The following is a 17,452-nucleotide window of genomic DNA, read 5'->3' as shown; positions in this document are numbered from 1 at the left end:
ATACGGATATCGCAGGAGTATTTCAGCGGCCAATGACGGCGGGCGGTGGGTTTTCCATCAAGGTGGAACGCCCTTCCCCTTCGAAGACACATCGAGATACGCCGCCCGCAGGATTCGGGATCGCTTTACGCCCGAGATGCTGCTCAATTGTCTGAAAGGGCTGGGGATCCCCGAAATTTCCGATGACTCCTTTTCGCATAAGGGCTCATGCCGGGGCTTGCTGATTTCGCGCCCTCCACATGCACAGTTCCAGGCCTACACCCTGGCGGAAGCCAAGGAATACTGGGCCCGCAAAGCCAGCTGACGGGAGCGAGGGCGTCATTGGTCCGTGAGGATTTGCCGGGTCTTGACCCGGCAGGACCAGTTCATACTCATAGCCACCCGCTATTCCGCGAAACGCGTTCCCATTTCCCCGATCTGGGGGTCGTATAGCGGGCAGCGAAACTCTTCCTTCATCACGTCTATGATTTGGTTGGCGTCATCGCCATTCCACCTGCCGCGAAGGTCCACGCGCAGCCACGTCGGATGCAAAGACAGTTCCAGCACAGCCCCGGGTCGTACCCATGCCGACGCGCCTTCGCTGGCCCAGGATCCGGACAGAACGGTGGCCAGCCTTTCGGCTATATTCTCGGTCGGCAGAAGCGCCAGTCCGGAAGGCACCTGCCCGTCGCACAACGCCAGATAGGTTGCGCGAAAGTCGCTGGGTTCTCGAGCTTTCGTTTCGTCCACGTAGCGCCAGAAATTCAGGTCGTAGCTCATGAATGTTCACTCGCATCCGTGGTTTCGGCTCCGTTTCGCAGGAACACCCGAACGTAGCAGGTGCGGTGGCTGCAGGGAACAATTTCAGTGCAAGGTCGCCCGGCAGCCTGCCGACACGACTTCGGTCGCGCTCCCGGAACCAAGCTTTGTATGGGCTTTGACTGCGTGGGGGGCTCCGGGTGCAGATCTGCACTGCAAACGCAAACATCGCCTCAGCCACATTGGCCTTCGACGATTGACAGAAGCACAGACGGACTTCACCAATCGGCAGCATGAGACCGCTCAGACTGTCCGCGCTTCGAGATATCGGTTGGTCTATCTGGGACCCGATTGGAATTCTTCCCGATGGCGAGCATTGGGAGGGCAAACCGTTCGCGGACGAGTATGACGGCTACCTCCGGAGAGCGGCCCAATTCCTTCGCGAGAATTCGGACAAGGAAGCCGCTGTGGACTACCTTGTCCGGGCTGAGGCCGAGCGGATGGGCTTGGGAATGACATCGACGACCCGCCTCCGCGCCCAGAAGGTCGCGGAGGCACTGGCTGCTGTCATCGCCGAAACCGACGGCCGAAAGCCTTGAGTGCCGTCAGCGCCCTTCGCCGTACCGAATGGTCCTTGTCAGAGACCCGTTCGGCATCGCCTTCGGATATCGGCTGGGGACCAAGGGAACGTCGGCTATGGGCCGAACTTGCAAACACGCATCGGCCTTGCAGCGCCCCCGAACCGCGCCGGTTCGACTATCGCCGCCGGTCGCGGCGCGAGGACATCGGCTGGAAGGCCACGCCCACGTGCGCCTCGCAATAGGGTTTGCCCTGCTGCACCGGCAGACCGCAGAACCAGAACTCTTCGGTGGCGGGATCGCCCACCGGCCATTTGCAGGTGCGCTCGGTCAGCTCCATCAGGGTCAGCCGCTTGGCTTTCTTCTCGATCTCGTTGACCCGCGCCAGCGCCTCGGGGCTGATCTCGTTGGCCGAGGGCTGCGGCGGCAGCGGCTGGCCGGCCGGGATGATCTGACGGCGGGCCGGGGTCGCGGGCTTGGCGACAGCCTCTTCCTCGGCCGGTTCCGGCGCGGGCCTGGATTCGGCCTTGGGTGCCGAAGGCTTGGGCTTGGCCTCGGGCTTGGCGGCCTTGGCCGGCTCCGGCTTGGCCGCGGGCGCCGCGCCCGAGCGGTTCGACAGGCCCAGACGGTGCACCTTACCGATCACCGCGTTGCGGGTGACGCCGCCCAGTTCCTTGGCGATCTGGCTTGCGGACTGCCCTTCGCTCCACATCTTCTTGAGCAATTCGACACGTTCATCGGTCCAGGCCATGGGGTATCCTTACGAGAAAAAGCGGCCTCGCTCACCGGGCCGCCCTGGGGAATTTCTGATCGCCCTCTATTCTAGTCACTGGTGGCCGAGTTACAAGGCCGCGAATCGGCAATGGAGGCATGCAGATGCAGGATACGACAGGAAACCCCGGCAGCACCGAGATGGGCCTGCGCCGGTTCGGCAAGGTCAACTGGCTGGGTCTGGGCACGCTGTGCCGCCGCGAGATCCAGCGCTTCATGGCGGTCTGGACGCAAACCTTGCTTGCGCCGCTGGTCACGGCCGGACTTTTCCTGCTGATCTTTTCCATCGCCATCGGACCGCGCCGGGGCGACGTGATGGGCGTGCCCTTCACCCAGTTCATCGCGCCCGGCATCCTGATGATGACGGTGATCCAGAACGCCTTTGCCAATACCTCGTCCTCGATCATGATCTCGAAGGTGCAGGGCAATATCGTCGATACGCTGATGCCGCCGCTGTCACCACTCGAGCTGGTGCTGGGGTATTTCGCAGGTGGCGTGGCGCGGGGCGTGGTGGTGGCGGTGGTGATCGCGCTGGGGCTCTGGCTGACGCTGGGCATCGTGCCGGCGAATCCCGTGCTGGCGCTGGCCTTCGTGGTTCTGGGCGCGGCCTTCTTGTCGGGGCTGGGCATCCTTGCGGGGATATTCGCGCAGAAATTCGACCAGATGGCGGCGATCACCAACTTCATCGTGACCCCGCTGGCCTTCCTGTCGGGCACCTTCTACTCGGTGCAGGCGCTGCCGCCGGGGCTGCGCGAGGTCACCACCGTCAACCCGATGTTCTACCTGATCGACGGGGTGCGTTATGGCATGATCGGCGTGTCGGACGCCAACCCGGCGCTGGGATTGGCGGTGTCGGTGCTGTCGGTCGCGGCGGTGGCCTGGGTGGCCTGGTCGATGTTCCGCAAGGGCACGCGGCTCAAGGCCTGAGCCGTCACTCGGCGTGGGGCTGCGGCAGGGTGGCGCGGCCCGTCGCACGCCCCTCGCGCAACGCCAACAACACGCCCCCGGCGATGATCACCATAGCGCCCAGTGCCGAGACCGCGCTGGGCACCACGCCGAAGACGGCCAGATCGATCAGCGCCGCGACGATCAGGGTGCCATAGCTGAACGGTGCCACGAAGCTGGCTTCTGCGCGTGCCACGGCGTTGAGAAAGCAGGTTTGCGCCAGCGCCATCGATACGCCCACCCCGGCCATCCCCAGCCACTGCGCGCCGGTCGGTGCGCCCCATACCGGCAGCACGGCGACAGAGGCGAGACCGAGCCCGATGCCGTTGTTGATCAAGAGCACCTGCAATGGCGCTTCGCGGCCCGAAAGTTGCTTGATAAAGATCACTTCGAGCCCCAGCGCCATCGCCGCGCCCAGCGCAAGGAGCGCGGCGGGCTGGAACGCCTGCGTGCCCGGCTGCAACAGGATCAGCGCGCCGGCAAAAGCCATGGCAGCGGCGGTCCATCGCACCGGGCCGACCTTTTCGCCGAGCAGCGGAATGGCGAGAATCATCGCGAAGACCGGGTTGAGAAACGAAATCGCGGTTGCATCGGCCAGTGGAATGGCCGCGACCGCCGCGAACATCAGCGTCACTCCGCCCCAGCCGCAGCTTGTCCGGAACAGGTGCAACCGCCAATGGACCCGGGTAAAGGCCGGACGCAGGACGCCGACCACCAGCACGAAGAATATCCCGGCGAACAGGAACCGCCCGAAGGTGACCTGCAGGGGATGCAGCGCGGGGCCAAGGACGCCGGTGCCCAAGGCCTTGGCGAAGGCCGTCGACGAGGCGATGAAGACCGTCGCGCTCAGCATCAGCAGGATCGCCAGCGGCGGGTTTTGCGTCTTGGCCTGGAACATGGGCCGACTTGCCCTGAAACGCGCTGCCTTGACAAGACCACGCTTGCGGTTGCCCCCGGGGGCCGGCTTCCCCTACCCTGCCGTCATGACCGAGACCAATCATACCGGCGCTTGTCACTGTGGCGCAGTTCGCTTTCGCATGCGGCTGAGCGAGGGTCTGGCCACCGCCCGCCGCTGCAATTGTTCCTTTTGCACCATGCGTGGCGCGGTGGCGGTGACGGCGCCGCTGGGCGGGCTCGAGCTGTTGCAGGGCGAAGACGCGCTGACGCTCTATCAGTTCAACACGGGGACGGCGAAGCACTACTTCTGCCGGCACTGCGGCATATACACCCATCATCAGCGTCGTTCCTCCCCTGATGAACTGGGGGTGAACGTCGCCTGCCTCGACGGGATCAGCCCGTTCGACTTCACCGAGGTCACGGTGCTCGACGGTGTCCGGCACCCCTCGGACACTGGCGGAACGGACGGTATCGCCGGCATTCTGCGTTTTTGCCGCACGACCGGGTCCTGAGCGCAGCCCCGGCGCCACGCAAGCAGGTCCTGCATTGGCCACACCTCGTCGCCGGGCGGGGCGCCCGGCCACGACGGGCGGTCCCGGATCAGGTCCGGGACGGCGGATCGCAAGGATGCTTGGGTCAGCGCACTTCCGCCAGACGCCGCAGGGCGCGCCGCAGCACTGCCACCTCGTCGGCGTCCAATCCCGCCACCAGCGCCGCGTCATAGCGTTCCGCCACCCCGCGCAGGTCACGATAGGCCGCCTGTCCCGCAGGCGTCAGCGTCAGGTGCTCGACCCGCCGGTCGGCCTCGTCCTCTTGGCGCAGCAGGAACCGCCGCGCCTCCAGCCTTGCCACGGCGCGGCTGATTTTGGTCTTGTGCACCTTGGCCAGACGGCCGATGTCTCGCGCGGTCATGCGACCGTAGATGCCAAGGTGGAACAGCACCCGCCAGTCGGTGCGCAGCATCCCGTAGCGATCCTTGTAGATACGCTGGAAACCGTCCGAGGCCGTCTCGGCCGCCTGATTGAGCAGGTAGGGCAGGAATTCCTGCAAATCGAATTCGTCTTTTTTCGCCATGGCCGCGCCGATACCCGTTGTTAGTTGCAAAAACAACCATTACCTGACAGGCGACAGGAGGACGTGCGATGAAAGACACCCCGCAACCCGCCCCGCTCACGCAAGCCCGGACGCCAGTCGGCACCACGCCCGGCTACATGCCCGGCTTCGGCAACGATTTCGAGACCGAGGCCCTGCCCGACGCCCTCCCGCAAGGCATGAACAGCCCGCAGAAGTGCAATTACGGGCTTTACGGCGAGCAGCTTTCCGGCACCGCCTTCACCGCCGACGTTCCCGAACGGACATGGTGCTATCGCATCCGGCCTTCGGTGAAGCATTCACACCGCTACACGCCGGTTGGCCTGCCCTTCTGGAAGAGCGCGCCCAATGTGATCGGCGATGTCACCAGCCTTGGCCAGTATCGCTGGGATCCGCTGCCCCACACCGACGAGGGCCTGACCTGGCTGACCGGTATGCGCACCATGACCACCGCGGGCGACGTCAATACCCAGACCGGCATGGCAAGCCACATCTATCTCGTCACCGAATCCATGGTGGACGACTACTTCTATTCCGCTGACAGCGAACTGCTGGTGGTGCCTCAGGAGGGCCGCCTGCGGTTTGCCACCGAACTGGGGATCATCGACCTCGAACCGAAGGAAATCGCCATCCTGCCGCGCGGGCTGGTGTATCGGGTCGAGGTGCTGGAAGGGCCCTGCCGCGGGTTCGTCTGCGAAAACTACGGCCAGAAGTTCGAACTGCCCGGCCGCGGCCCGATCGGCGCCAACTGCATGGCGAACCCGCGTGACTTCAAGGCCCCCGTCGCCGCCTTCGAAGACCGCGAGACGCCCTCGACCGTGACCGTCAAATGGTGCGGCCAGTTCCACGTCACCGAGATCGCACAAAGCCCGCTGGACGTTGTGGCCTGGCACGGCAATTACGCGCCGTACAAATACGATCTGCGCAACTACTGCCCGGTGGGCGCGATCCTGTTCGACCACCCCGATCCGTCTATCTTCACCGTGCTGACAGCGCCTTCGGGCGTGCCGGGCACCGCCAACATCGACTTCGTGCTGTTCCGCGAACGCTGGATGGTGGCCGAGGATACCTTCCGTCCGCCGTGGTATCACAAGAACATCATGTCCGAGCTGATGGGCAACATCTACGGCCAGTACGACGCCAAGCCCAAGGGCTTCGTCCCGGGTGGCATGAGCCTGCACAACATGATGCTGCCGCACGGACCGGACCGCAACGCATTCGAGGGCGCGTCGAACGCCGACCTGAAACCGGAAAAGCTGGACAACACCATGTCCTTCATGTTCGAGACCCGCTTTCCGCAGCACCTGACCCGCTTCGCCGGGCAGCAGGCGCCGTTGCAGGACGATTACATCGACTGCTGGACCTCGCTGGAGAAGAAGTTCGATGGCACGCCGGGGCGGAAATGACCGGCAAGCGGGTCCGCGAAGGGGAACTGGACGATTCGGCCCTGAGGCGTCACCCTTGCAGCCAGAGATCATCGGGAGGGCCGCCGGATGTATGTCGCAGGGTTTGTCGCCGCGGTGAAGACTGACCGCAAGCCGGACTACCTGAAAGCCGCCGCCGAGGTTGCGGCGGTGTTCAAGGAACACGGTGCGACCCGCGTTGTCGAATGTTGGGGGGACGACGTGCCCGACGGCGAGGTCACATCTTTTGCCAAGGCCGTCAGGCTGGAGGGCGATGAGACCGTCATCTTCTCTTGGATTGAATATCCCAACAGGCAGGCCTTCGAAGCCGGCCACCGGGCGACCATGGAGGATCCACGGCTGCAGGACCCGCCCGACCGCACGATCATGGAACCGAAAAGTCTGATCTGGGGCGGATTCGTACCGCTGCTGGACACGTGACCGGCCTCGGGTTGAAACTGTTGGTGATCCTTCCGGTGCTGCTGGCCCTTGGTGTGCTGATCTGGGCGGTGCAGCGCCGCAACCGCGCCGAAAGGCGCCAGAACGAAAGGCAATAGCCATGTTTGTCGAAGGTTTGGTGGTTCCGATCGAAAAGGCCCGGCTCGACGACTACAAGGAATGGGCGCGGCGCGTTGCCGACTGCTTCCTCGATCATGGCGCCACACGCGTGGTTGAGAACATCGCCGAGGGGCTGGAACGCGGCAAGACCACCTCGTTTCCGCGCGCGGTGGCGCTGAAGGATGGCGAAGTCATCGCCTTTTCGTGGCTGGAATTTCCGGACAAGGAAACCCGCGATGCCTGCATGGACAAGGTCTTCGAAGATCCCCGCATGGGCAGCCTCGAAGACATGCCGATGGACGGCAAGCGGATGATCTTCGGCGGTTTCGATACCCTGCTGGACCGTTCATGAAGCTCTATTCCTACTGGCGTTCGACAACCTCGATCCGCGTGCGCGCGGCGCTGAACCTCAAGGGGGTGCAGTACGAGGTGGTGCCGGTGGACCTTGTCGCGGGAGAGCAGCGGAAGGCCAGATACACCGAGCTTAACCCCGGACGCGGCGTGCCCACGCTGGTGCTGGACGATGGCACCGTGCTGACGCAATCGCTGGCGATCCTCGATTACATCGAGGCGACCTGGCCCGCCCCACCGCTTCTGCCCCCGGAGCCGGTGGCGCGTGCACATGCGCTAGCGGCCGCCCACCAGATCGCGCTGGACATCCACCCGGTGAACAACCTCAAGGTGGTCAGCCATCTCAGGTCACTGGGCCACGACCAGACCGCCGCCGTCGAATGGATGAACCACTGGATGACCGAGGGCTTCACCGCCTTTCAGAAACTGATCCGCCCGGACGGACCGTTCTGCTTTGGGGACACTCCGGGGCTTGCCGATCTGTGTCTGGTGGCACAACTTTACAATGCCCGCCGCTGGGGATGCGACCTGCGCCCCTTCACGCGGCTGACCGAGATAGACGCCCGGTGCCAAGAGATCGACGCCATCGCCCGTGCCATGCCCGAGCGACAACCCGACGCACCATGACCGTAGGCTGCGCATCACCTGCGCACCGATGAAGAAGGACCACACATGCCCCTGATGAGAAGCTGGGTCGACAGCGCCAACACCCCCGACTCGCCCTTCCCGCTCAACAACCTGCCCTACGGCGTATTCTCCGTCGGCGACGAGGAGCCGCGCTGCGGGGTCGCCATCGGCGACACGATCCTCGACTGCCGGCGTGCGGAGGAGGTGGGCCTGCTGGACTTCGCAGCCGGGCCGCTGTTCGACGTGCCTTACTGGAACGACGTCATGGAACAGGGGCCGGAGTTCTGGGACCGGCTGCGCAACCGGCTGACCGGCCTGCTGATCGAAGGCTCCGGCGCGCGGCCGTCGGTCGAGCCGTTCCTCGTCGATCAGGGCAAGGCAATGATGCACATGCCCTTCGTGGTGTCGGAATACACCGACTTTTACGCCGGCAAGCACCATGCCACCAACGTCGGCACCATGTTCCGCGGGGCCGAGAACGCGCTGCCGCCGAACTGGCTGCACATTCCCATCGGCTATAACGGACGCGCGTCGTCGGTGGTGGTGTCTGGCACGCCGGTGCGCCGCCCGTGGGGCCAGTTGAAAGGCCCCGACGACGAGGCGCCGCGATTTGCCCCTTGCGCGCGCTTCGACCTGGAATTGGAAATGGGCGCCATCGTCGGCACCGAGAGCGAAGGCCCGGTGACGGTGAAAGAGGCCGACGCGATGATTTTCGGCTACGTGCTTCTGAACGACTGGTCGGCGCGCGACATCCAGGCGTGGGAATACCAGCCGCTGGGCCCGTTCCAGGCCAAGGCCACCGCCACGACCATCAGCCCGTGGATCGTCACCCGCGCGGCGCTGGAGCCGTTCCGGTGCCACACCCCGGCGCGCGAGAAGGAACTGCTGCCGCACCTTCAGGACGCCGGTCCGATGCTCTATGACATCGACCTCAAGGTCACCTTGGCGCCCGAGGCGAAACCGGCCACGACCCTTGCCGAGACCAATTACAGTGTCATGTACTATTCCGCCGCGCAGCAGCTGGCGCATCACAGCACTTCGGGCTGTCCGATGAACCCCGGCGACCTTCTGGGTTCGGGCACCATCTCCGGCCCCGAGAAGCACCAACGCGGCTCGCTGCTGGAACTCAGCTGGGGCGGCAAGGAGCCTGTCACGCTGGACAGCGGCGAGACCCGCAGCTTCCTCGAGGACGGCGACACGCTGACCTTGACCGGGGCGGCGAAGGGGGAAGGCTTCACCATCGGCTTCGGCGAGTGCACCGCCAAGGTGCTGCCGGCGCTCAAGGACCCTTACGCACGCTGACGGGCTGAAGCGCAGCCTGCTCCTTCATCCCGTCCGGCAGATTTACGCCGGAGGCTTCCGCGGCCTCCGGCAAGCGTCACGGCTCTGGCCCACGTGGGCCGCTTGCCCTAAGTCTGAACCCAGACACGGCAAGGAGGCCCGCATGAACCAGATCATCCAGCAACTTTCGGACATTTCCGACCGCTACGAGGCCGCTTTCGTCGATCTCTGGGGCTGCCTGCACAACGGGATCGAAGCCTTCCCCGAAGCGGTCACAGCCCTGCAAGGTTTCCGCCAGCGCGGCGGTGTCGTCGTCCTGCTGACAAACGCACCGCGCCCACGCACCGAGGTGGCCGAGCAGATCCGCGGCTTCAAGGTGCCCGACGACGCCTGGGACATCATCGCCACCTCCGGCGACAGCGCCCGCGCGGCGATGTTCACGGGGGCGGTCGGATCGAAGGTCTATCACATCGGCGAACAGCGCGACCTGCCGTTCTTCGAACCTCTGAAGCTGGTCGCAGACCCGGTCGAGATCGAACGCGTGTCTCTGCAAGAGGCCGAGGGCATCGTCGTCACCGGCCCATTCGACGCCCAGGCCGACCCAGATACCCTGCGCCCCGACCTGCTTTGGGCCAAGCAGAAGGACCTGCCGCTGCTTTGCGCCAACCCCGATATCGTCGTCGATCGTGGCGACACCCGCGAATACTGCGCCGGGGCCGTGGCGCAGCTTTACACCGAAATGGGCGGCACCAGCCTCTACTTCGGCAAGCCGCACCCGCCGGTCTACGATCTGGCCCGCCGCCGTCTGGCCGAGGTCCGCTCCGGCATCGCCGACAGCGCAATCCTGGCCATCGGTGACGGCCCGCACACTGACATCGACGGCGCCATGGGCGAGGACATCGATTCGCTGTTCATTTCCGGCGGGCTTGCCGCACGTGAGACAAAAACGTCACAGGATCCAGACCCCGAGGCGCTGAAAGCCTATCTGGCACAGGAAAACATCAATCCCACATACACGATAGGTCGCCTTCGCTGACCCAATAAGGCTTGCTTTTCTGCGGTTGCGAAGTAATTATCTTTCGCATGTCGCCTCGGTGACGCGCAATAATTACTCGGCGATCACGGAAAGGGAGCCTTATGTTGGACAATATGCCCCGCGGCACGATCTGCATCGAAGACATCGAAATGGGTATGACCCGCCACCTGCGCAAGCAGGTGACCGACCTCGATATCGAGCTTTTCGCCCAGGTCTCGACCGATCGGAACCCGGTGCATCTGGACGACGACTATGCCCAGGATACGATTTTCGAGGGCCGGATCGCCCATGGCATGCTGACCGCCGGGCTGATTTCGGCCGTGATCGGCGAGCAACTGCCGGGCCACGGCACCGTCTACATGGGTCAGACGCTGAAGTTCCTCGCCCCGGTGCGGCCCGGCGACATGGTCTATGCCGAGGTCAAGGTGATCGACATCGACCACGCCAAGCGCCGGGTGACGCTGGACTGCCATTGCTCGGTCGATGGCAAGAAGGTGCTGATCGGCGAGGCCAAGGTGCTGGCGCCGTCGCGCAAGTTCGACTGAGCCCGACGCGCGGTCCGACCCCCGCGCCAGGACTCCCCCTCAGCCGTAAACAGAACCCGTCCCCCGCGCCGGGTCCCATCCAATTCCAGTCCTTCTTCTGGCCGCAAGTATCCCGGGGGGTCCGGGGGGCTGCCCCCCCCGTGATCTGACTTCAATGCCCGGTCCTGTCCGGCCAACAGAAAGCCCCCGCCGATCGCTCGACGGGGGCTTTGATCTGTAGGATGGGTCATTGACCCATCGCCGCTTACCAGTCCTCGCGGACCACCACGCGGGTCTTGATCGGCAGTTTCATCGCCGCCAGACGCAGCGCTTCACGCGCAATGTCCTCGTTGACGCCGTCGATCTCGAACATCACGCGGCCGGGCTTGACCTTGGCGGCCCAGAAATCGACGGAGCCCTTACCCTTACCCATCCGGACCTCGGTGGGTTTGGAGGTCACCGGGGTGTCCGGGAAGATGCGGATCCAGACACGACCCTGACGTTTCATGTGACGGGTCATGGCACGACGCGCCGCTTCGATCTGGCGTGCGGTCACACGCTCGGGCTGAAGCGCCTTGAGGCCATAGGTCCCGAAGTTCAGATCGCTGCCGCCTTTTGCATCGCCGGAAATCCGGCCCTTGAACATCTTGCGGAACTTGGTGCGTTTCGGTTGAAGCATTGGTTACTCTCCCTTAGCGACGGCCACCGGCGCCACGCGGGGCCGGACCGTCCTGGAGTTCCTGTGCCTTGCGGTCACGCGCTTGCGGGTCATGCTCGAGGATCTCGCCTTTGAAGATCCAGACCTTGATCCCGATGATGCCGTAGGGCGTTTCCGCCTCGACATGCGCGTGGTCGATATCGGCCCGCAGGGTGTGAAGCGGCACGCGGCCTTCGCGGTACCATTCGGTCCGGGCGATCTCGGCACCGCCAAGGCGGCCCGCGACGTTGACCCGGATGCCAAGGGCACCCATGCGCATGGCGTTCTGCACCGCACGTTTCATCGCACGACGGAAGGACACACGACGCTCGAGCTGTTGCGCGATGCTTTCGCCGACAAGGCGGGCATCCAGCTCGGGCTTGCGCACTTCCACGATGTTGAGGTGCAGCTCGCTGTCGGTCATCGTGGCGATCTTCTTGCGCAGCGTTTCGATGTCCGCGCCTTTCTTGCCGATGATGACGCCGGGACGCGCGGTGTGGATCGTGACGCGGCACTTCTTGTGCGGACGTTCGATGATCACACGGGCCACGCCGGCCTGCTTGCACTCTTCGTGGATGAATTCGCGGATCTTGATGTCTTCCAGCAGAAGATCACCGTAATCCTTGGTGTCGGCGTACCAGCGGCTGTCCCAGGTGCGGTTGACCTGAAGGCGCATGCCGATCGGATTGGTCTTGTTACCCATTAGGCTTGCTCCTCGATCTGACGCACCTTGATGGTGATTTCCGAGAACGGCTTGTGAATCTTGCCGAACCGGCCACGGGCGCGCGGACGACCACGCTTCATGATCAGGTTCTTGCCGACATAGGCCTCGGCCACGATCAGTTCGTCCACGTCAAGACCGTGGTTGTTCTCGGCGTTGGCGATAGCCGACTGGAGGCACTTGCGCACGTCCAGGGCAATCCGCTTCTTCGAGAACGCCAGATCGGTCAGCGCCTTCTCGACCTTCTTGCCGCGGATCAGACCGGCGACGAGGTTCAGCTTCTGCGGCGAGGTCCGAAGCATGCGCAGTTTTGCCATAGCTTCGTTGTCGGCCACGCGGCGGGGGTTCTTTTCCTTGCCCATGACTTACTTCCGCTTCGCTTTCTTGTCGGCGGCATGACCGTAGTAGGTCCGCGTCGGCGAGTACTCACCGAACTTCTGACCGATCATGTCTTCGCTGACGTTGACGGGAATGTGTTTCTGACCGTTGTAGACGCCGAACGTCAGGCCCACGAACTGGGGCAGGATCGTCGAGCGGCGCGACCAGATCTTGATGACTTCGTTACGGCCCGATTCACGCGACGCTTCGGCTTTCTTGAGCACGTAAGCATCCACGAAGGGACCTTTCCAAACAGAGCGCGACATATGTTAGCGACCCTTCTTCTTGGCGTGACGCGAGCGCAGGATGAGGCTCTGCGACGCCTTGTTCTTGTTGCGGGTGCGCGCACCCTTGGTCGGCTTGCCCCACGGCGTGACCGGGTGACGGCCACCCGAGGTCCGGCCTTCACCACCACCGTGCGGGTGGTCGATCGGGTTCATCACGACACCACGGACGCTCGGACGGATGCCCTTGTGGCGCATGCGGCCGGCCTTGCCGTAGTTCTGGTTGGAGTTGTCGGGGTTCGACACGGCACCGACGGTGGCCATGCATTCCTGACGCACCAGCCGCAGCTCGCCCGAGGACAGGCGGATCTGGGCGTAGCCACCGTCACGGCCGACGAACTGGGCATAGGTGCCCGCGGCGCGCGCGATCTGACCGCCCTTGCCGGGCTTCAGTTCGATGTTGTGGACGATGGTACCGATCGGCATGCCCGAGAACGGCATTGCGTTGCCCGGCTTGATGTCGGCCTTCTGCGACGCGATCAGCTTGTCGCCAACGGCGATCCGCTGCGGCGCGAGAATATAGGCCTGCTCGCCATCGGTGTACTGGATCAGCGCGATGAAGGCGGTGCGGTTGGGGTCATATTCGATGCGCGCGACGACGGCTTCGACGTCAAACTTGTTGCGCTTGAAATCAACGATCCGGTAGAGGCGTTTCGCCCCGCCGCCACGACGGCGCGATGTGATACGTCCGGTGTTGTTCCGGCCGCCCGATTTCGTCAGACCCTCGGTGAGGGCTTTGACGGGGCGTCCTTTCCACAGCTCCGAACGGTCGATCAGCACCAGCCCGCGCTGGCCCGGCGTCGTCGGCTTATACGACTTGAGTGCCATGCTTTCTGTCTTCCGTTTAGCAATGCGGGACTGTGCGCCCCGCTATGTTTGGGCCCTGTGCGGGCCGGGTATAGGGCCCCGAAGGTCCCCGGTTCGTGCGATGGGTTCGAAACCCACTCTGGGTCTGCCAGCAAGGTTGGATGTGGATCCACCCTGACGACAAAACACACAGCCCCAGACGAATCTGGGGCGGTGCGGATGGGGTCTGATAGGGGAAGGCGGGGGTGGGGTCAAGGCGGTTGCCGGCTTATAGCCAGCATACCCATGTTGCGCAAAGGCGGCGGGCCCTGGGTGCCGCTGGCGGAGCCTGTCTTGCATGTACCGGACTTCGCCCTGCGCAATTTTCCGAAATCCATCATGGAACCAAACCGCCTTCCCGTTCGTAGTCCCTGTGAAGACACACTGAACGGAGAGTTAACGATGAAACGTCTTACCATTCTCGCCCTGACCACCGCCCTGACCGCTGGCGCCGCATTCGCTGAATCCCACGTGGCTGCCGACGACACCGCGATGGAAAAGAACGACACCATGATGAACGACGAGCTGGATTATGCACAACTGATCCGCTCGCGCGACATCACCGGTGGCGAGATCTACACCATGAACGAAGCCATGGACGAAGGCTCCTGGGGTGAATACCAGGCCGACGGCATCGGCGACGACTGGAACGAGATCGGCGAGATCGAGGACATCGTGCTTGACCGTAACGGCCAGATGGTCGGCGTCGTTGCCGAAATCGGCGGCTTCCTCGACATCGGCGACAAGCACGTCCTGATCCGAATGGAAGACGTACGCCTGACCGCCGTGGACGACAAGACCTACGCCCTCGTGACCCGCAAGTCGGAAGAAGAGCTGGAAGCGATGGAAGGTGTCGACGAAGGCTGGTGGGACTAAACACCGCTCACAAAGTAACGAGTTTGAAAGGGGCCCCTTGCGGGCTCCTTTTTTCATGTCTGGCCTTTTGTCCGCCAAGGACGATCCAGATCAAGGCCGAAGCCCTTTCGTCATGCCATCCTGTCATTGTCGGGTCGATGACCGAGACCAGTTTGCAGGAGGAAGATGCAGAATGCCCCGAACCGAACGCAAGGCCACCAAAGGCCCCGATATCATCATGTTGCGCGATGCAATGACAGCGATCACCCCCATGGCATCAAAGGAATGGGCCGCGCTCATGGAGGAAAACACCCGCTTCATGTCCGAGCGCCTGCAACAGGATCTCAAGACCCAGCAGGCGCTCCTTGATTGCAAGGGACCGGCGGACCTGATGCAGGTGCAGTCGGACTATTTCCAAACCGCCATCGCGCAATATTCCGAGCAGGTGACCCGGATGATCGGGATCATGGCCAAGGCCGCCGGCGCAACCCGCGGCTATGACGACGTGCCGCTCTGACGGCAGGCTCAGGAAAGGCGAAAGCCCCGGTCCGTCGCCAGACCGGGGCTTTCCAGATGTTGTAACGTGACGGGGCTCAGAGCCCGGTGGTCACATCGATGGTGTTGCCCTCTTCAAGCATCACATAGGCTTTCTTGACGTCCTTCCGCTTGCCCATCTGGCCGCGGAAACGCTTGGTCTTGCCTTTGGTGATCGTGGTGTTCACTGCCTTGACCTTCACACCAAAGAGCGCCTCGACGGCCTCCTTGATCTGCGGTTTGGCCGCGTCGATCGCCACTTCGAAGACCACCGCGCCGTGCTCGGACGCCATGGTGGTTTTCTCGGTGATGATCGGCTTGCGGATCACGTCGTAGTGTTCTGCCTTCGCGCTCATTTCAGACGAGCCTCCAGTGCTTCGACACCCGCTTTGGTGAGCACCAGGGTGTCACGCTTGAGGATGTCATAAACGTTTGCGCCCATCGACGGCAGGACGTCCAGACCTTCGATGTTGCGGGCCGCCTGGGCGAAACCAGAGTTCACCTCGGCACCGTCGATGATCAGCGCACGCTTCCAGCCCAGGTCACGGACCTGCTTGGCCAGCGCGCTGGTCTTGCCGTCTGCGGCGAGTTCTTCGATCACCACCAGTTGCCCGGCCTTGGCTTTCGCCGACAGCGCGTGCATCAGGCCCAGCTTGCGGACCTTTTTGGGCAGGTCGTGGCCGTGCGACCGCGGGGTCGGGCCCTTGTAGATACCACCCTTGCGGAAGATCGGCGCGTTGCGGTCACCGTGGCGTGCGCCGCCGGTGCCCTTCTGGCGATAGATCTTCTTGGTCGAATAGCTGGTTTCCGAGCGGGTCTTGACCTTGTGGGTGCCCTGCTGCGCGTTGTTGCGCTGCCAGCGGACCACACGGTGCAGGATGTCGGCGCGGGGCTCGAGGCCGAAGAGCGCGTCGTCCAGCTCGACCGAACCGGCGGAGCCGCCGTCGAGTTTGATCACGTCGAGTTTCATTCCTCGCCTTCCTTCTTCTCGGGCTCACCTTCGGCCTTGTCGGCCTCGATGTCCGCTTCGGCGGCTTTCAGCGCTTCGGCTTCCGCGGCGGCCTGCTCTTCGGCAAGGCGCTTGGCTTCGGCTTCCGCCTCGGCTGCGGCTGCGGCTGCGGCTTCCTCGGCGGCCTTGGCGGCTTCCTCGGCTGCGGATTTCAGCGCGGCGGGCAGGATCGCGTTCTCGGGGAACGGTTTCTTGACGGCGTCACGGACAGTGACCCAGCCACCCTTGGAACCCGGCACGGCGCCCTTGACCATGATCAGGCCACGGTCGGCGTCGGTCTTGACGACCTGCAGGTTCTGGGTGGTGACACGGACGGCGCCCATGTGGCCGGCCATCTTCTTGCCCTTGAACACCTTGCCCGGGTCCTGACACTGGCCGGTCGAGCCGTGCGAACGGTGCGAGATCGACACACCGTGCGTCGCGCGCAGACCGCCGAAGTTGTGCCGTTTCATGGCACCGGCAAAGCCTTTACCGATCGAAGTGCCGGACACGTCGACGAACTGACCCTCGAAGTAATGATCGGCGGTAATTTCCTCACCGACATTGATCATGCCTTCTTCGGTCACGCGAAACTCGGCCACCTTGCGCTTGGGCGCAACGTTGGCTTTCGAGAAATGGCCGCGCATCGCTTTCGAGGTGCGGTTGGTCTTGGCGGAGCCGGCGCCGAGCTGGACGGCGGTGTAGCCGTGCTCGTCCGCGGTACGCTGCGCAACGACCTGAAGGCCGTCGAGTTGCAGCACGGTCACGGGGACCTGGCGGCCGTCGTCCTGGAAGATCCGCGTCATGCCGACCTTCTTTGCAATGATACCAGAGCGCATCATGTTCGTGCCCTCCTTACGCTTGCAGCTTGATCTCGACGTCCACGCCAGCGGCGAGGTCGAGCTTCATCAGCGCGTCCACGGTCTGGGGGGTCGGATCAATGATGTCGAGCAGGCGCTTGTGGGTCCGGATTTCGAACTGGTCGCGCGATTTCTTGTTCACGTGGGGGCCACGCAGAACGGTGAATTTCTCGATCTTGTTCGGCAGCGGGATCGGCCCGCGCACGTTGGCACCGGTCCGCTTGGCGGTGTTGACGATCTCCTGCGTGCTGGAATCCAGAACGCGATAGTCAAACGCCTTGAGCCGAATGCGAATGTTTTGGCTTTGCATTGGTCGTAGCCTTCATTGGCGTTGGGTCCCGAGAGGAAGAGGCAGGACCACCCTGCCCCTTCATCGGTCCCGGTTCGGGCCTTGTGCGACACAGGTCCCGGACGTGATCCGGGACCTCATGGCAGGCTGGCCCTGAAAGTGCAACCTGGCGAAACCGGTGTTCCGCCAGGTTATTTCC

The 17,452-nt window shown here is 63.7% G+C and carries 26 protein-coding genes; 13 read left to right on the top strand and 13 right to left on the bottom strand.

The genetic code is table 11. The features are described from left to right. Window positions 1–304, top strand: a 304-nt coding sequence (locus AC04PT_RS19785) for a hypothetical protein (protein ID WP_482875514.1), incomplete at its 5' end; no start/stop codon positions are given. An 80-nt stretch (window positions 305–384) separates the two neighbouring features. Here AC04PT_RS19785 and AC04PT_RS19780 read toward each other — a convergent pair. Beyond that, the gene (locus tag AC04PT_RS19780; protein WP_482875513.1) at window positions 385–759 is read right to left on the bottom strand and encodes a hypothetical protein; all 375 of its coding nucleotides are present in this window, start codon (window positions 757–759) and stop codon (window positions 385–387) included. A gap of 272 nt (window positions 760–1,031) precedes the next feature. Here AC04PT_RS19780 and AC04PT_RS19775 point away from each other — a divergent pair, with 272 nt between their 5' ends. Continuing rightward, window positions 1,032–1,337 (top strand): hypothetical protein, encoded by a 306-nt coding sequence (locus AC04PT_RS19775; RefSeq protein ID WP_482875512.1) that lies wholly within the window; start codon window positions 1,032–1,034, stop codon window positions 1,335–1,337. A gap of 157 nt (window positions 1,338–1,494) precedes the next feature. On the opposite strand, the gene AC04PT_RS19770 is transcribed toward AC04PT_RS19775, so the two are convergent. Continuing rightward, window positions 1,495–2,067 carry a GcrA family cell cycle regulator gene (locus AC04PT_RS19770; RefSeq protein ID WP_482875511.1) on the bottom strand — a complete coding sequence of 191 codons (573 nt, stop codon included), beginning with the start codon at window positions 2,065–2,067 and terminating at the stop codon, window positions 1,495–1,497. A 125-nt stretch (window positions 2,068–2,192) separates the two neighbouring features. On the opposite strand from AC04PT_RS19770, the gene AC04PT_RS19765 reads away from it, so the two are divergent. Continuing rightward, window positions 2,193–3,014 carry an ABC transporter permease gene (locus AC04PT_RS19765; RefSeq protein WP_482875510.1) on the top strand — a complete coding sequence of 274 codons (822 nt, stop codon included), beginning with the start codon at window positions 2,193–2,195 and terminating at the stop codon, window positions 3,012–3,014. Window positions 3,015–3,018: 4 nt separating this feature from the next. Here AC04PT_RS19765 and AC04PT_RS19760 read toward each other — a convergent pair whose 3' ends face one another. Next, window positions 3,019–3,930 (bottom strand): DMT family transporter, encoded by a 912-nt coding sequence (locus AC04PT_RS19760; protein WP_482875509.1) that lies wholly within the window; start codon window positions 3,928–3,930, stop codon window positions 3,019–3,021. A gap of 85 nt (window positions 3,931–4,015) precedes the next feature. On the opposite strand from AC04PT_RS19760, the gene AC04PT_RS19755 reads away from it, so the two are divergent. After that, window positions 4,016–4,441 (top strand): GFA family protein, encoded by a 426-nt coding sequence (locus tag AC04PT_RS19755; protein ID WP_482875508.1) that lies wholly within the window; start codon window positions 4,016–4,018, stop codon window positions 4,439–4,441. A 124-nt stretch (window positions 4,442–4,565) separates the two neighbouring features. Here AC04PT_RS19755 and AC04PT_RS19750 read toward each other — a convergent pair whose 3' ends face one another. Then, entirely contained in the window at window positions 4,566–5,003 is a 438-nt protein-coding gene (locus AC04PT_RS19750) for a MarR family winged helix-turn-helix transcriptional regulator (protein ID WP_482875507.1), read from the bottom strand. A gap of 68 nt (window positions 5,004–5,071) precedes the next feature. On the opposite strand from AC04PT_RS19750, the gene hmgA reads away from it, so the two are divergent. From hmgA to AC04PT_RS19715, 7 genes are all read left to right on the top strand, one after another. Beyond that, complete coding sequence (gene hmgA, locus AC04PT_RS19745) at window positions 5,072–6,427, top strand: homogentisate 1,2-dioxygenase (protein ID WP_482875506.1); 1,356 nt, start codon at window positions 5,072–5,074, stop codon at window positions 6,425–6,427. Between the two features lie 87 nt (window positions 6,428–6,514). After that, a complete protein-coding gene (locus AC04PT_RS19740; protein ID WP_482875505.1) occupies window positions 6,515–6,865 on the top strand; it encodes a DUF1428 domain-containing protein in 351 nt (116 codons plus the stop codon). Window positions 6,866–6,983: 118 nt separating this feature from the next. After that, window positions 6,984–7,334: a DUF1428 domain-containing protein gene (locus AC04PT_RS19735; protein ID WP_482875504.1), complete on the top strand. Its 351-nt coding sequence runs from the start codon at window positions 6,984–6,986 to the stop codon at window positions 7,332–7,334. Then, entirely contained in the window at window positions 7,331–7,960 is a 630-nt protein-coding gene (gene maiA, locus AC04PT_RS19730; RefSeq protein ID WP_482875503.1) for a maleylacetoacetate isomerase, read from the top strand. The genes AC04PT_RS19735 and maiA overlap by 4 nt, the downstream gene beginning before the upstream one ends. A gap of 45 nt (window positions 7,961–8,005) precedes the next feature. Continuing rightward, window positions 8,006–9,262 (top strand): fumarylacetoacetase, encoded by a 1,257-nt coding sequence (fahA, locus tag AC04PT_RS19725; RefSeq protein ID WP_482875502.1) that lies wholly within the window; start codon window positions 8,006–8,008, stop codon window positions 9,260–9,262. A 142-nt stretch (window positions 9,263–9,404) separates the two neighbouring features. Continuing rightward, the gene (locus tag AC04PT_RS19720; protein ID WP_482875501.1) at window positions 9,405–10,277 is read left to right on the top strand and encodes a TIGR01459 family HAD-type hydrolase; all 873 of its coding nucleotides are present in this window, start codon (window positions 9,405–9,407) and stop codon (window positions 10,275–10,277) included. Between the two features lie 101 nt (window positions 10,278–10,378). Beyond that, complete coding sequence (locus AC04PT_RS19715) at window positions 10,379–10,822, top strand: MaoC family dehydratase (protein ID WP_482875500.1); 444 nt, start codon at window positions 10,379–10,381, stop codon at window positions 10,820–10,822. 244 nt (window positions 10,823–11,066) lie between these two features. Here AC04PT_RS19715 and rplP read toward each other — a convergent pair whose 3' ends face one another. From rplP to rplB, 5 genes are read right to left on the bottom strand one after another with little or no spacing between them, the layout of a single operon-like run. Next, complete coding sequence (gene rplP / locus AC04PT_RS19710; RefSeq protein ID WP_482875499.1) at window positions 11,067–11,480, bottom strand: 50S ribosomal protein L16; 414 nt, start codon at window positions 11,478–11,480, stop codon at window positions 11,067–11,069. 13 nt (window positions 11,481–11,493) lie between these two features. Beyond that, window positions 11,494–12,201, bottom strand: coding sequence for a 30S ribosomal protein S3 (gene rpsC, locus AC04PT_RS19705; RefSeq protein ID WP_482875498.1), 708 nt, complete (start codon window positions 12,199–12,201; stop codon window positions 11,494–11,496). After that, a complete protein-coding gene (gene rplV / locus AC04PT_RS19700; protein WP_244688510.1) occupies window positions 12,201–12,581 on the bottom strand; it encodes a 50S ribosomal protein L22 in 381 nt (126 codons plus the stop codon). Before rplV ends, rpsC begins: the two co-directional genes overlap by 1 nt. A gap of 3 nt (window positions 12,582–12,584) precedes the next feature. Beyond that, window positions 12,585–12,863: a 30S ribosomal protein S19 gene (gene rpsS, locus AC04PT_RS19695; RefSeq protein WP_048532936.1), complete on the bottom strand. Its 279-nt coding sequence runs from the start codon at window positions 12,861–12,863 to the stop codon at window positions 12,585–12,587. 3 nt (window positions 12,864–12,866) lie between these two features. Then, entirely contained in the window at window positions 12,867–13,709 is an 843-nt protein-coding gene (gene rplB, locus AC04PT_RS19690; RefSeq protein WP_482875497.1) for a 50S ribosomal protein L2, read from the bottom strand. A gap of 420 nt (window positions 13,710–14,129) precedes the next feature. On the opposite strand from rplB, the gene AC04PT_RS19685 reads away from it, so the two are divergent. Together AC04PT_RS19685 and AC04PT_RS19680 are read left to right on the top strand one after the other, a co-directional pair. Then, window positions 14,130–14,603 (top strand): PRC-barrel domain-containing protein, encoded by a 474-nt coding sequence (locus AC04PT_RS19685; protein WP_482875496.1) that lies wholly within the window; start codon window positions 14,130–14,132, stop codon window positions 14,601–14,603. 172 nt (window positions 14,604–14,775) lie between these two features. Next, window positions 14,776–15,099 carry a phasin family protein gene (locus AC04PT_RS19680; protein ID WP_482875495.1) on the top strand — a complete coding sequence of 108 codons (324 nt, stop codon included), beginning with the start codon at window positions 14,776–14,778 and terminating at the stop codon, window positions 15,097–15,099. 76 nt (window positions 15,100–15,175) lie between these two features. On the opposite strand, the gene AC04PT_RS19675 is transcribed toward AC04PT_RS19680, so the two are convergent. The 4 genes from AC04PT_RS19675 to rpsJ are packed head-to-tail and all read right to left on the bottom strand — an operon-like array spanning window position 15,176 to window position 17,274. After that, window positions 15,176–15,472, bottom strand: a complete 297-nt coding sequence (locus AC04PT_RS19675; RefSeq protein WP_482875494.1) for a 50S ribosomal protein L23 — start codon at window positions 15,470–15,472, stop codon at window positions 15,176–15,178. Further along, window positions 15,469–16,086, bottom strand: a complete 618-nt coding sequence (gene rplD / locus AC04PT_RS19670; protein ID WP_482875493.1) for a 50S ribosomal protein L4 — start codon at window positions 16,084–16,086, stop codon at window positions 15,469–15,471. Before rplD ends, AC04PT_RS19675 begins: the two co-directional genes overlap by 4 nt. Then, on the bottom strand, window positions 16,083–16,946 hold the full coding sequence (gene rplC, locus AC04PT_RS19665; protein ID WP_482875492.1) for a 50S ribosomal protein L3: 864 nt from the start codon (window positions 16,944–16,946) through the stop codon (window positions 16,083–16,085). The genes rplD and rplC overlap by 4 nt, the downstream gene beginning before the upstream one ends. A gap of 13 nt (window positions 16,947–16,959) precedes the next feature. Further along, complete coding sequence (gene rpsJ / locus AC04PT_RS19660) at window positions 16,960–17,274, bottom strand: 30S ribosomal protein S10 (RefSeq protein WP_323768096.1); 315 nt, start codon at window positions 17,272–17,274, stop codon at window positions 16,960–16,962. Window positions 17,275–17,452: the final 178 nt, after the last annotated feature.

It is taken from the genome of Litorisediminivivens sp. KMU-197, from assembly GCF_056858395.1.
Note: the sequence above shows the minus strand (reverse complement) of the source record. Positions and strands in the feature narration are given on the sequence as shown.